The following is a 13,262-nucleotide window of genomic DNA, read 5'->3' as shown; positions in this document are numbered from 1 at the left end:
TGTCGGCCACGCCGAGCAGTGCAACATCCGCGTGCGCCGCTATGGCGGGGGCAATGTGCCTTATGGCGAGGCGGCATTGTGATGACGCCCACGGCCCTCAAGGCGCTGATTGCCCCCTATCGCCGCGCGCTTGAAGCGGTAACGCCCGAGGGCGCGGCAGCGGCGGCAGAGGCACTCTTTGCCCCGGGCGCCAAGATCCGCATGTGCCACCCTTTTGGCGATGTGCAAAATCTTATCGATGATTGCGTCCTGCCGCTATTGGCCGCCCTGCCCGATCTGGAACGGCGCGACATGATCGTCATGGCCGGCACCACGCCCGAGGGGCAGGATTGGATCGGCTGCATGGGCCAATACATGGGCAGCTTTCTTGCGCCCTTCCTTGGCATACCGCCGACCGGGCATCTGGCGCATATGCGCTATCACGAGTATTTCGAGATTACCGATGGTCAGGTCACCGAGATGCAGGCGATCTGGGACATCCCCGAATTGATGATGCAAGCACGCGCGTGGCCGATGGCGCCGCAGCTTGGTGCCTTTCTCGCCACGCCTGCGCCGCTCAGCGGCGATGGGCTGGCGGTCTCGGGCGATGGACAAAAGGCGCTCGATCATGTCATCGCGATGCTGACCGATCTGTGCAAATTCCCCGGCAATCCCGACCCGGCGGTCATGCGGCTCGATCAATATTGGCACCCGCGCTTCAACTGGTATGGGCCTGCAGGCATCGGCACATCGCGCGGCATATCGGGGTTTCGCAATTGGCACCAAGGCCCGTTCCTGCGCGGCATGCCCGACCGCAAGCTTGACGCGATGGGCGCGCTTCAAAGCCACTGGATCGCGGAAGGTGATTATGTCTGCGAAACCGGCTGGCCCAATATGCGGCTGACGATCACGGGCGATGGCTGGATGGGCATCGCGCCGGCAGGGCAGGAAATCTTGCTGCGCAGCCTCGATTTCTGGCGGCTCGAAGGCGATCTGATCCGCGAGAATTGGGTCTTGGTCGACCTGCTGGATGCCTATCGGCAGATCGGTGTCGATGTGCTGGGCAGAATGCGGGAATTCAACAAGGCCCGCGTGCCGGGCGCGATCCCCCTGCCCGATTGGAGGACCGCGTGACCATCGCCCCCCTCTTTGAACCGATGGCCCCCTGATGGCCGAGCAGCGCATCACATCGCTTGACGTTGCGCGCATGGCGGGGGTCAGCCAATCGGCGGTCAGCCGGGTGTTCTCGGGCGCCTCGGCCAGTCCTGCGACCATCGCCAAGGTGCGCGCGGCGGCCGAGCAGCTGGGCTATCGCCCCAACGCCATGGCGCGCGCGATGAAATCGGGCAAAAGCCGGATCATCGGCCTGTTGGTCGCCTATCTGGAAAACCAGTTCTACCCCGTTGCCCTTGAACGGCTGTCGCGCGCGCTGCAGGCACAGGGCTATCACATCCTCGTTTTCATGGTCTCCAACGCCAGCGACCAGATCGAAAGTACGGTTCAGGAATTGATGGGCTACCAAGTCGACGGGATCGTGACCGCCTCGGTCTCGATGTCGTTTGGCCTGACCGAGCGCTGCGCGGCGTCGGGTATTCCGGTGGTGATGTTCAACCGCGGGCAAGATGGCTCGGGCCTGTCGACAGTGACCTCCGACAATATCGGCGGCGGCCAAAAGGTGGCGGAGTTCTTGCTGGCAGGCGGGCATCGACGGATCGCCCATATCATGGGCTGGCAAGGTTCATCGACAGGGCGCGACCGGACCTTGGGCTTTCAGCGAGGCTTGGCTGCGGCAGGCATCACCCCCTTGGCCGAGATCGACGGTATGTATACGCGCGAGGCCGCAGCCACAGCCGCCCGCGTCCTGATGCAGCGCCCCGATCCGCCCGATGCGATTTTTGTGGGCAACGACCACATGGCATTCGCCGTCATGGACGTGCTGCGCAGCGAATTGGGCCTGCGCATTCCCCAAGACGTCAGCGTCGTGGGCTATGACGATGTCCCGCTTGCCGCGTGGCCAGCCTATGATCTGACCAGCCTGCGCCAACCGCTGAACCGCATGGTCGAAGCAACGGTGGACACGCTTCTGGGTCAGATCGAAAACCCTGATCGCCCGACCCAAAAGATCGAGATCGCGGGCCCGCTGATCTTGCGCAGCTCAGCGCGCATTCCCGAAGGATGGACATCATGAAGGGCTTTGACCCAAAGTTCAGTGACTTTCCCGATTACATCTTGGGCATCACCCAAGAGATCTGGGAAGGCCGCGCGATTGCCACGCTGCACGATTACTACGCAGCTGACATCATCGTGCGCTCACCCGGTTCTGTGGTGCGCGGCAATAGGGGTGTGATTGCGGCGACCATGGCCACCTTGGCCGAGTTTCCCGACCGTCAGCTTTTGGGCGAAGATGTGATCTGGTCGGGAACGCCCGAGGCCGGGATGCTGTCGTCGCACCGCATCTTGTCGACGGCCACGCATGCGGGCGATGGCGTCTATGGCAAGGCCACGGGCAAAAAGCTGGTCTATCGGATCATGGCCGATTGCCATGCCAAGGATAACAAGATCGACGATGAATGGCTGATCCGCGACCAAGGTGCGATCGTGCGCCAGATGGGCTGGGACCCGGCCGACTATGCCCGCGACCTGATCGCGCGCGAGGGCGGGCCTTCGGCCTGCGTCAAGCCGTGCAGCCCGGCCAACGACATCGCTGGCCCCTATCAGGGGCGCGGCAATGACGACCCGTGGGGCGCGCGTCTGGGCGAGATGCTGAGCCGGATCATGGGCGCCGACATGGCGGCGGTCGGGGCGGAATACGACCGCGCGGCGCATCTCGAATATCCCGGTCATGTCACGGTGCATGGTCCCGCTGCGGCCACCAATCTCTGGATGGGGCTGCGCGCGGCCTTCCCCTCGGCCGCATTTGTCATCCACCACCAAATCGGACGCACCGACCCCGACATGCCCCCGCGCGCCGCGATCCGCTGGAGCTTGACCGGCACGCATGATGGCTGGGGCATGTTCGGCCGCCCAACTGGCGCAGAGGTGCATGTGATGGGCATCACCCATGCCGAATATGGTCGACATGGCAACGCCCGCGCACAGCTGCGCCGCGAATGGACGCTGTTCGATGAAACCGCGATCTGGAAACAGATCTTGATGGCCACTGGCAGCGTTTGATCGCGCCTCCACACAGAACCGCCCTTCATGTTGATCAAGGACAAAACGCGATGACACCCCTCGAGATGGAAACCCGCATCGTCCGCTACGGCGACCTGCACCCTTGCAAGACCGCCTTTATCGACGCGCATACCCCCGGTTCCAACCAGAAGGAAAACTTTACCATCATCGGCGGCGGCGTGTCAGAAAGCCCCGATCAGCATGTCCATATCTCGATCAAGCACGGCTTCAACATCGGGGCGGCGGGCCAACCGCCGAAATGCCGCAACTCACTGCATGATCACAACACCGCCGAGGTGTTCTTTGTCCTCTCGGGGCGCTGGCGCTTTTTCTGGGGGCGCTGGGGCAATGCGGGCGAGGTGGTGCTGGAAGAGGGCGATATCATCAACATCCCCACCGGCATTTTCCGCGGGTTTGAGAATATCGGCACCGATTACGGGATGATCATGGCCATTTTGGGCGGCGATGATGCGGGAGGTGGGGTGAAATGGGCCCCCCAAGTGGTCGAAGAGGCCAAATCCCACGGGTTGATCTTGGCCGAGACAGGCAAGCTTTACGATACCAAGAAGGGCGAGGCGCTGCCCGAAGGCGTCAAGCCCATGCCTGTTTTGGGGCCAGATGAGCTTGCCAAGCGGGCCGAACTGACCACCGCCGATGTGTTGCCCAACCATGTCGCGCGCTATTGGGATCTCGTGGCCCTTTCGGACCGCGCCCCCGCCAAGGTGATCGGGGCCGATGGCATCTTGCGCGACCGCCCGGGTTTCGAGGTGCATTTCATCACGCGCGGCTCGGCAGGCGATGCGCCCCGCCTGCATGGCCGCCCCGCCGTCTTGATGCCCGTCAAGGGGCATTGGCGCGTCGATTGGCAGGGGGGCAGCGCCACGCTGGCCAAGGGCGACACAATGTCGGTGCCAGCGGATCTCGCCTATCGCCTGACGCCGTCGATGTCGGGCGAGGCCGCGCTTTACCATGTGATCGGCACCGATGACCCGGCCGGACCGACCCAAAAACCCTGACCGATCCGAACCCGAAGGGGGACCGCACCATGCCCAAGATCATGACCACCCATGTCGGCAGCCTGCCGCGCGGCCAAGATGTCGTGGATTTCATCTTTGCCCGAGAACATGGGCAAGATTACGATCAAGCCGGCTTTGACGCCTGCATGACGGCGGCTGTTTCACACACGGTAGCGCGGCAAGTCGCGGCGGGGGTCGATATCGTCTCGGATGGCGAAACCTCCAAGATCAGCTACGCCACCTATGTCAAGGATCGCTACACCGGCTTCGATGGCGACACGCCGCGCAGCCCGCCGCGCGATCTGCAACTTTTCCCCAGTTTCTTGAAAAAGCTTGCCGATGATGGTGGCTCGCCGCGCTATTCACGGCCCAAATGCGTGGGACCCGTCGCCTCAAAGGGGCAAGGTGAGTTGCAAAAGGATATCGCCAATCTCAAGGCGGCGATGGCCCAGCATGGCGCAAGCCGGGGGTTCATGAATGCCGCCTCGCCCGGTGTGATCTCGCTATTCTTGCCCAATGCGCATTACCCCACGCGCGAGGCCTATCTGGCCGCACTCGCCGATGCGATGAAGGAAGAATACGAGACCATCATTGCGGCGGGCCTCGATCTGCAGCTTGATTGCCCCGATCTGGCGCTCTCGCGGCACATGCTGTTCCCCGAGCTTGACGATGCCGATTTCGTCAAGGTCGCGGCCAGCCATGTCGAGGTGCTGAACCATGCCCTGCGCGATATCCCGCAAGAGCGTGTGCGCGTGCATATCTGCTGGGGCAATTACGAGGGGCCCCATATCTGCGATATCCCGATGGCCAAGATGTTCGACACGCTGATGTCGGCCAAGGCGCGCTATGTACTGTTCGAGACATCGAACCCAAGGCACGCCCATGAATGGGCGGTGTTCCACGACCGCCGCGCCGATATTCCTGACGACAAGATCCTTGTGCCCGGTGTCCTCGACACCACGACCAATTTCGTCGAACACCCCGAGCTGGTGGCCCAGCGCTTGCAGCGCTTCGTCGACATCGTGGGCACAGAGCGGGTGATCGCGGGCTCGGATTGCGGGTTTGGTACCTTCGCGGGCTTTGGCGCTGTCGATCCCGATATCGCCTATGCCAAGCTGGCCGCCATGGCCGAGGGCGCGGCCCTTATCGGCCACGGCTCTTGAGTGACACGCCTGAAGGGAGACCATTGATGGATGCGGCACTAATGCAACTTTTGCGGGCGGTCGATACGCCCACCGTGTGCAACGCCATCGAGGTGGTGGAAGGCAAGCGCGGCTTTGACCGCTTCACCCGCGGCACGATGCTGTGCAGCGCACCGCAGGCAGGTGCAATCGTGGGCTATGCGCGCACCGCCCGGATCGCGGCACTCGCCCCGCCCAGCGAGCCCGCCGATGTGATCCGCGCACGCCGCATGGCCTATTACAAGCATATGGCCACTGGCCCCCGCCCCGCCATCGCGGTGGTTGAAGATATGGATGGAGCCAATGCCATCGGTGCCTATTGGGGCGAGATCAACACAACTGTGCATAAAGGCTTCGGCCTCAGCGGCGCGCTGACCAACGGGGTGATGCGCGATCTTGGCGATTTGCCCGAGGGTTTCCCGGTGATCGCGGGCAGTATCGGCCCAAGCCACGGCTTCGTGCATGTCCGCGAGATCGCAACGTCAGTGAACATCTTTGGCTTAAGCATTGCGGATGGCGATCTCATCCACGCCGACCGGCATGGCGCATTGGTGATCCCTTTGGGCTACGAGGCGGCACTTGCGGGCGCGATTGCGAAGCTGTTGGACACCGAAAAGATCGTCCTGAACGCCGCGCGCGCAGAAGGTTTTGACTTCGCCGCCTTCGAAGCGGCTTGGACGGCGTTCGAGGCGGCAAGGACGTAGGACGCTTGCCAGTTACCTCCGTCATCGGCAGCTTCCTACCCATTGCCGTCGACGACTTAGGAGGAGTCAGTGAAGTCCAAGACACCCGCCGAGTGGAAGGCTATCGTCAGCTGGACGAAAGAGGCGCTGGGCGACGCCCTTCGATCAAGCGGGGTTGTTGATAGAACACGACCGGATGAAAATGAGCTTCTTGAGGTGCTCGAGCGCCTTGGCGAGTTTCATGAAAACGCGGCGGCCACCGGCAAATGGTGCAGGCACCTCATCCGCGCGGCGTAATTCGTCCAAGACACGATCGGCCGTGAGGGCGAGAAAGGGTTTCTCCAACCGCGCGAGAAGCGTGTATTCCTCGCGCGTGCCATCTTTCATGGCGGTGAACAAAACAGTCTCAGCCATCGATGCAGCCCCAAATGATCATGACCAAATCAATCATCCATCGCGGCGGCGCACAAGATTTATGACGTCTTGCCTGAGGCTTCGTCGGCAAGCGGTGTGACTGACTGCGCCGGCAGTGCAACGATCTGGTCCCATGTTTCCTCGGGCACATGGATCAATTCGTGCGCAGCTTGATGATGGTTGCGCTCGCGTTCACCGGGGATCTCGACCGCGGCAAAGCCCGGCGCAGGTGGGCAGGTGCGCATCGGCGGTGCAGAATAGGCGGGGCAAACGAGCTTCGAACTCGCGAGACGCTTTCGGTTAGTCGCTTGAAGCTGAGCCATACAAACCAAGGACCACGCTCCCAGAACCGGCCCCCCTGAACCGGGAGCCTCAGTCCGGCAACTTTGGACAGAACACCTCGGTCCAACGACATTGGATCGGGTGCCTTGGACCTGAGAGATGGCACATCGCGTCTCGGACCTTGGACCCAAACGAAATTACCCAACGAATTTAAAAAGCACTTATCAAACAAGGGCCTTTCTGACGCGTAGGGGGGCTTGGTTAGGGGGGTGCCCCCTCGGTGAACGGTTCGACTTGGCTGGCGAAGGGGTCAAGTAACCCCCAAAGTGGATGCGGTTGACCTTGAAGTAGGCATTACAGCCACGCTCCCAAAGGGGAGCCATTATGGTAACAGGGCGGATTAAATCTAAAATATGTAATAAAATCAAAGGGTGATGGCGGACAGTGAGGGATTCGAACCCTCGAGACGGTTCCCCGCCTACACACTTTCCAGGCGTGCGCCTTCGACCACTCGGCCAACTGTCCGTGCGGGGCGGGATAGCGCAAGGCGATGCGCAAGTGCAAGGTAAAAGCGCGATGGCCGCCCTCATGTTAATTGGCTTCACTTTTTTCGCAAGCACCCCTTGCATTGCGCATCATGGCACCCATGTTTGTGAATGTGATTAACATTAACATACCTGCGAAAGGACCACGCGATGGCATCCACACTTACCGCTACTTCTACCCGCGTCGGGGGTGGAAATTGGTTTTCCCGCAGCGAGGCTTGGCTTGACGAAAAGGGCAAGGGCGCATGGATCGCGGCCATGGTGCTTGCCTTCATCTTGTTCTGGCCCGCCGGCCTCGCCCTTCTCGCCTATATGATCTGGAGTAAACGTATGTTCAGCACATCTTGCAAGAAACGCCATGATATCGCCTTTGACCAGGCCATCAACCGCAGCACGGGCAATGCCGCCTTCGATGCCTACAAGGCCGATACGCTTCGTCGCCTGCAAGAAGAGCAAGACGCCTTCGAAGCCTTCTTGCACCGCCTGCGCGAAGCCAAGGACAAGGCTGAATTCGATCAATTCCTGCAAGACCGCGCCGATACGCGCAAGGCCGCAACCGCGCCCGACACCGTAGCCACCTGAACCGAATCCGCGCCGCGCGACCTTTGGGTCGCGCGGGCCTGTGCTTTTTTATTCCAAATTTCGTGGAATGCCGCCATGTCGTTGCCCATGACCAACGCCCTGCCCGATCCCGATCACGACCATCCATTCTATGATGGTGTCCCCGCCAAGCGACTGTTCGCCTGGATCGTGGATGTGATCATCGTGATCGCCATCACCTTCACATTGGGCCTTCTCACGCTCAGCTTGCTGTGGTGGGTCTGGCCCCTGGTCTATATCACCGTCGATTTCATCTATCGCAGCGCGACGATCGCCTCTCGTTCGGCGACGCTGGGCATGCGCTTGATGAACATCGAACTGCGCGGGGCGAGCGGCGCGCCCCTGTCACGTGGCGAGGCAGTGTTGCATACGCTTTTGTTCATGACCGCGACGGGCTTCGTGCTCTTGCAACTGATCTCGATCGTGATGATTGCCCTCGGCGCGCGCCACCAAGGCCTGCATGACAGGCTGATCGGATCGGCCGCGATCAACAGACCGCGCTGAGTATTCGGCCCAATGCCGAAAAAACCTGTTGCGGCCTCTGCGGCGCCTGGTGCAATTTCAAGAACAATGCTTTGGACCGGCCCGGGCCGATAATCTCTCATGCGCCACACACTGCCCATCGCGACCCAATTCTATGTCACGGCACCGCAAAAGTGCCCTTATCTCGATGGGCGTCGAGAACGCAAGCTGTTCACGGCGCTGCAGGGCGAACAGGCTGAGAAACTCAACAACGCCCTGTCCAAGCAAGGCTTCCGCAGGTCGCAAAACGTGCTGTACCGCCCGTCTTGCGCGGATTGTGCGGCTTGCCTGTCCGCACGCATCCGCGTGGCCGATTTCGCACCATTGCGTCGCCACCGGCGTATCTTGCGGCGCAATGCAACACTTGCGCGGGTCTCGCGTTCGGCTTGGGCCACCGAGGCGCAATATGACCTGTTCCGCCGCTATCTCGATGCCCGCCACGCCGATGGTGGCATGGCCGATATGGATGTCTTCGAATTCGCCGCGATGATCGAAGAAACACCCGTGCGCTCGCGCGTGGTCGAGTACCGCGATCCCGATGACACGCTGGCGGCCGTTTGCTTGACCGACATACTCGATGACGGGCTCAGCCTCGTCTATTCCTTCTTCGATCCCGACCGCACAGCAGACAGCCTTGGCACCCATGTGATCCTCGATCATGTGACGCTCGCGCGTGAGGCGGGGCTGCCTTATGTCTACCTCGGCTATTGGGTGCCGGGTTCGGCGAAGATGGGCTACAAGGCCCGCTTTCCCGCGATCGAGGTCTATGTCGATGGCCAGTGGAAGGCGCTCGGCGATCCATCGCGCTATTCCAACCATGTCCATCCCCTGTCGGTGGAACCCATCGCGCAACAGGTGGCACAGATCACCCTGCCCGATCTGCGCGCCGAAGACTAAGCGCGACACCGCCTCTTCTTCGTTTCGAAAATATCCTCGGGGGGTGAATGGTCGCGGCACGCGACCAGAGGGGGGCAGACAGCCCCCCGTGATCCTTACCGCACCCAGCTGTCGCGCCCATATCCGCGAATGCAAACGGGGGGCGTTTGGCCCCCCGTCAACATGTCTCTATGGCGTGGCTCCCTTACCCCAGCAAGCGGGGCAGGATCGTCACGATCCCCGGGAACATGTAGAGCAAGACCAAGCACAGGACCTGTATCCCCACGAAGGGGATCACCCCGCGATAGATATGGCCCGTCGTCACGCTGCTTGGTGCCACCCCGCGCAAGTAGAACAGGGCAAATCCGAAAGGCGGCGTCAGGAACGAGGTCTGGAGGTTGATCGCGATCATGATCGTCACCCATGCCGGATCGAGTGTGCCACCATAAATCACCGGCCCCACGATGGGGATCACGATATAGATGATCTCGAGGAAATCGAGCACGAAGCCCAAGATGAACAAAATCGCCATCACCACGAAGAAGACGACGATTTCGTTATCGAAACTCCGCAGATATTGCTGGATGTGATGCTCGCCCCCGAAGGAGATCAGCACCAGGTTCAACAGCTGCGAGCCGATCAAAATGGTGAACACCATCGAGGTCACCTTGGCGGTTTCACGCACCACAGGGCTCAGGATATTCGTTCGGAACAAAACCCACGCGCTGAACAACAGCCCGAAGAACGCGAAGTGATAGGCGATCTGCGCGATGAAATAGGCGATCCAGTCTTGCACCGGCACCACCTCGCGCGTGATGCGCAGGTCGAAATTCACGCCGAACAAGATCATGATGATCAGCGCGAAGCTGGCCCAGATGATGATCTTGGACTTGCCGTTCTCTTCCTTCAGCTTGCGATAGGCCGCCAGCATAATGGCCCCTGCCGCACCAAGCGCCGCGGCGGGCGTCGGGTTGGTGATGCCGCCCAAGATCGAGCCCAGCACCGCCACGATCAACACAAGCGGCGGGAAGACCACGCGCAAAAGCTCGTTTTGCGACAGGCGCATCATCGCCACCCGCGCGCCGTAAAGCGCGATGAAGAACGGGATGGCAAGGATCAGGAAGGTCGCGCCATTGCCCGTCAGCGGACCGATGAACAGCATGTCGCAGATCAGCGCCAGCACCACGCCGACACCGCCCGCGATCAGCGGCGCGGGGTTGGACGAGGGAGAGACGCCGCGCGCAAGGATCAGCAAAAGCGCCAGCATGGTGAAGATCGTCGCCACGCCGCTGCCGATGGGTGCGGCATCGCTCAAGGCACGCTCAAGTGCCGCGGTGCGCTCGTCCTCGGTCAAGAGGACAACCTCTCCGGTATCGCCTGCCGCGGCCATGGCCGCGCGCTGCGCGACCGAAGCATCCCACATCTCCTGCCCATGCAGGTCAATCATCGCCGCCTGACACTGCTCTGATACACTGGTGCGCAGCATCGCCGTGTCCTCGCGCTCGGCGTAATCCGAGACCGAGATCGCTTGGCTGCCGATCACACCGCCGCCAGCGCCGAGTACGACAGCAAGGATCAACGCAACTGGTGCCGCAAGGTACCAGGTCAGTGCCTCATTGCGGGTCACGGGCTCGCCCGCGGAACCGCTGATTTGCACCGGCGGGGCGCTTGCGGGTTTCCACAACGCAAAGCCAAAGGCGTAAAGCCCGTAGAGAAGCGCAAGGAACAGCCCCGGCAAGAGCGCGGCTTGGAACAGCGTGCCGACCGACAAGACGGCGGGCTTTGCCAGATAGGTCAACGCGTCGGTGCAGCCTGCAAGCTGGGCGCGCGTTTCCTGGCCAGTCGCGTAAAGATCGCCGACCAAGGTGCCAAGCAAAACGATCACGATCGAGGGCGGAATGATCTGGCCCAATGTGCCCGATGCCGCGATGACCCCTGTCGCCAGTTCCGGCGAATAATTGTTGCGCAGCATGGTGGGCAGCGCGAGCAAGCCCATCGTCACCACGGTCGCGCCGACAATCCCGGTCGAGGCGGCGAGGAAGGCGCCCACGATCACGATCGACACGGCCAGACCGCCCGGCAGCGGGCCAAAGACCCGCGCCATGGTGGTCAGCAGATCCTCGGCGATCTTCGAGCGCTCCAGCACGATGCCCATCATCACGAACATCAACACCGCCAAGAGCGTCTCGATGGATTGGCCCGCGATCACGCGCTCGTTCATGCGGTTGACCATGAAGGACAGGTTGCGCTCCATCGCCTGTTCCCAGCCACCGGGGAACAGCGCCACTTCCACGCGCGGCAGTTCAGGGTATCGGAAAACCGATATGCTTTCGCGGATCACCCCTTCGGCCAAAAGCGCCGCGTATTCCGCCGAGCCGCTGTCGATCGCCTCGTGGATCAAAAGCCCCGCGCTATCGAGTGCCGCGATGATGGCGAATGAGATCGCGCCGGCACCACCGATGGCGAAGGCCACCGGAAAACCGGTCATGATCCCAGCGAAAAGCGTGAGGAAGACGATCACCAGACCGATCTCGACCCCATCCAATCCGAAAAGCATGCTCTCTCGTCCCCTTGGCTAAGCGCGCGCGCTTGCTTGTCTGTAAGTGCCGGATGACCGGCTCATCGCTAGTGTGCGGCCTGTGCGATCTCTTGTGTCTCGTCGCCCAGCCTGTCGCGGTCTTGATACTTGCCCGCGCTCTCCTCGCCCTCGCGCCATTCGAGGTAGGACCGCCAGAAAAAGGCGATCGCCTGCAAGAACACCAAGACGCAGAACAAGACGATCAAGACCTTGAACAGGAAATAGGCGTTGAAGCCATTCGGGCTGAACCCGATGGTTTCGACATTCCATTTGAAGATCCGCGCCTGCGCCAGCATCCGATCCAGATCGCTGGTCGAGGTGACCGTCGGCGTCATCAGGTGACGCCACATGAAGAACCACGAATAAAGATAGGTGATGGTCACCATCGGCAGCATGAAAAACAGGCAGCCGAACATGTCGATCATCTTCTTGGTGCGGAATTTCACCGCTGAATAGACAAGATCGACGCGCACATGGCCGCCCTGCACGAAGGTGTAGGAAACGCAAAGGCACACGACCATGGCGTTATGAAATTTCAGGCTTTCGGCCCACCAGCTCAGGTCTTGCGCAAAGGCGGTTCCGAAGGGGCCGATCTGGATTTCCGCAACACGGAAGATCCGCTGCAAGAACACGATGATCACCTGCACGAAGACCATGAAAAGCCCCGCCCAAGCTGCGGTGCGCCCGACCGTGTTGGCCACGCCCTCTAGGATACGCACACCCCACCACAAGATCTCGCGCTTCCAGACCATGCCGAGCGCGGTGATAAAGATGAAGGTGGTAATGGCGAAGAAGAACAGCTCGACCGAGGCACCGTAGTAGATAAAGCGCATCACCGCCTGGGGATCGGCCCAGTTCAGCCAAAGGCCCGGATTGGTGATGGCAAGAAACAGGTTGTAGGGTGCCAAGGCGATATTTTGCAGCACCCACAAGATGAAGTCGATCATGCGGCGGTCCCCCGGAACGCAAGCCCACAGCGGGGCGCGTAGAGTCTCGGATCACGAAAAAAGGACATCCTGCCCGGCGCGGATTGCGCCGGGCAGGATGCGATTTGCCTCAGGCAGATCAGCCCGCGTTCACGCGGTTACGCTGGCGGATGTACTCGCCATCGCCCAGATCCCACCATGCCGAGGTAGATGCCATGGAAGCGGCGAAGCTCTCATGGATCTGCGCATAAAGCGGATCGGTCATGTTCTCGGCATTCACCTCTGCCGCCGCGCGACCGAAGGCGTCCCAGACGTCCTCGGGGAATTCACGCGCCTGCACGCCGGCCGACTGCAGACGCGACAGCGCCGCGCCGTTTTCCGCCAGCGACATGGAGAAGTTGTTGGCATGTGTTGCCTCGCAGGCGATCTCGACGATCTTCTGCTGCGCGGGGGTCAAGCTTTCCCACACATCGAGGTTGAACGACA

13 protein-coding genes, 1 tRNA gene and 1 pseudogene are annotated in these 13,262 nt (G+C 61.4%); 9 read left to right on the top strand and 6 right to left on the bottom strand.

All coding sequences use genetic code 11. The features are described 5' to 3' along the window. Positions 1-81 precede the first annotated feature (81 nt). The 6 genes from ACTG4J_RS11495 to ACTG4J_RS11470 are packed head-to-tail and all read left to right on the top strand — an operon-like array spanning position 82 to position 6,054. On the top strand, positions 82-1,113 hold the full coding sequence (locus ACTG4J_RS11495; RefSeq protein ID WP_439139651.1) for an ester cyclase: 1,032 nt from the start codon (positions 82-84) through the stop codon (positions 1,111-1,113). Between the two features lie 34 nt (positions 1,114-1,147). Continuing rightward, complete coding sequence (locus ACTG4J_RS11490) at positions 1,148-2,167, top strand: LacI family DNA-binding transcriptional regulator (RefSeq protein ID WP_439139650.1); 1,020 nt, start codon at positions 1,148-1,150, stop codon at positions 2,165-2,167. After that, complete coding sequence (locus tag ACTG4J_RS11485) at positions 2,164-3,153, top strand: ester cyclase (RefSeq protein WP_439139653.1); 990 nt, start codon at positions 2,164-2,166, stop codon at positions 3,151-3,153. Before ACTG4J_RS11490 ends, ACTG4J_RS11485 begins: the two co-directional genes overlap by 4 nt. Positions 3,154-3,203: 50 nt before the next feature. Then, positions 3,204-4,169, top strand: a complete 966-nt coding sequence (locus ACTG4J_RS11480) for a cupin domain-containing protein (RefSeq protein WP_439139648.1) — start codon at positions 3,204-3,206, stop codon at positions 4,167-4,169. Positions 4,170-4,198: 29 nt separating this feature from the next. Next, complete coding sequence (locus ACTG4J_RS11475) at positions 4,199-5,332, top strand: cobalamin-independent methionine synthase II family protein (RefSeq protein ID WP_439139647.1); 1,134 nt, start codon at positions 4,199-4,201, stop codon at positions 5,330-5,332. 26 nt (positions 5,333-5,358) lie between these two features. Next, positions 5,359-6,054 (top strand): RraA family protein, encoded by a 696-nt coding sequence (locus ACTG4J_RS11470; RefSeq protein ID WP_439139645.1) that lies wholly within the window; start codon positions 5,359-5,361, stop codon positions 6,052-6,054. Positions 6,055-6,198: 144 nt separating this feature from the next. Here the strand turns inward: ACTG4J_RS11470 and ACTG4J_RS11465 are convergent, their stop codons facing one another. From ACTG4J_RS11465 to ACTG4J_RS11455, 3 genes are all read right to left on the bottom strand, one after another. Then, positions 6,199-6,447, bottom strand: a complete 249-nt coding sequence (locus tag ACTG4J_RS11465; protein ID WP_439139644.1) for a hypothetical protein — start codon at positions 6,445-6,447, stop codon at positions 6,199-6,201. Between the two features lie 59 nt (positions 6,448-6,506). Then, positions 6,507-6,692, bottom strand: a complete 186-nt coding sequence (locus ACTG4J_RS11460) for a hypothetical protein (protein WP_439137886.1) — start codon at positions 6,690-6,692, stop codon at positions 6,507-6,509. Between the two features lie 472 nt (positions 6,693-7,164). Next, positions 7,165-7,254: transfer RNA gene (locus tag ACTG4J_RS11455), tRNA-Ser, on the bottom strand. Positions 7,255-7,424: 170 nt separating this feature from the next. Here ACTG4J_RS11455 and ACTG4J_RS11450 point away from each other — a divergent pair. From ACTG4J_RS11450 to ACTG4J_RS11440, 3 genes are all read left to right on the top strand, one after another. After that, positions 7,425-7,856: a DUF2852 domain-containing protein gene (locus ACTG4J_RS11450; protein WP_439139642.1), complete on the top strand. Its 432-nt coding sequence runs from the start codon at positions 7,425-7,427 to the stop codon at positions 7,854-7,856. 87 nt (positions 7,857-7,943) lie between these two features. Continuing rightward, positions 7,944-8,378, top strand: a complete 435-nt coding sequence (locus ACTG4J_RS11445) for an RDD family protein (protein WP_439139641.1) — start codon at positions 7,944-7,946, stop codon at positions 8,376-8,378. 99 nt (positions 8,379-8,477) lie between these two features. Continuing rightward, entirely contained in the window at positions 8,478-9,293 is an 816-nt protein-coding gene (locus ACTG4J_RS11440) for an arginyltransferase (RefSeq protein ID WP_439139639.1), read from the top strand. Between the two features lie 184 nt (positions 9,294-9,477). On the opposite strand, the gene ACTG4J_RS11435 is transcribed toward ACTG4J_RS11440, so the two are convergent. The 3 genes and pseudogenes from ACTG4J_RS11435 to ACTG4J_RS11425 form a co-directional block, all read right to left on the bottom strand. Then, on the bottom strand, positions 9,478-11,829 hold the full coding sequence (locus ACTG4J_RS11435; RefSeq protein WP_439139637.1) for a TRAP transporter large permease: 2,352 nt from the start codon (positions 11,827-11,829) through the stop codon (positions 9,478-9,480). A 68-nt stretch (positions 11,830-11,897) separates the two neighbouring features. Then, positions 11,898-12,797, bottom strand: a complete 900-nt coding sequence (locus ACTG4J_RS11430; RefSeq protein WP_439139636.1) for a TRAP transporter small permease subunit — start codon at positions 12,795-12,797, stop codon at positions 11,898-11,900. Positions 12,798-12,915: 118 nt separating this feature from the next. After that, positions 12,916-13,262, bottom strand: a pseudogene (locus ACTG4J_RS11425) (ABC transporter substrate-binding protein); the annotation flags it as partial.

The organism is Roseicyclus sp. (assembly GCF_965662675.1).
Classification (GTDB): domain Bacteria; phylum Pseudomonadota; class Alphaproteobacteria; order Rhodobacterales; family Rhodobacteraceae; genus Roseicyclus.
Note: the sequence above shows the minus strand (reverse complement) of the source record. Positions and strands in the feature narration are given on the sequence as shown.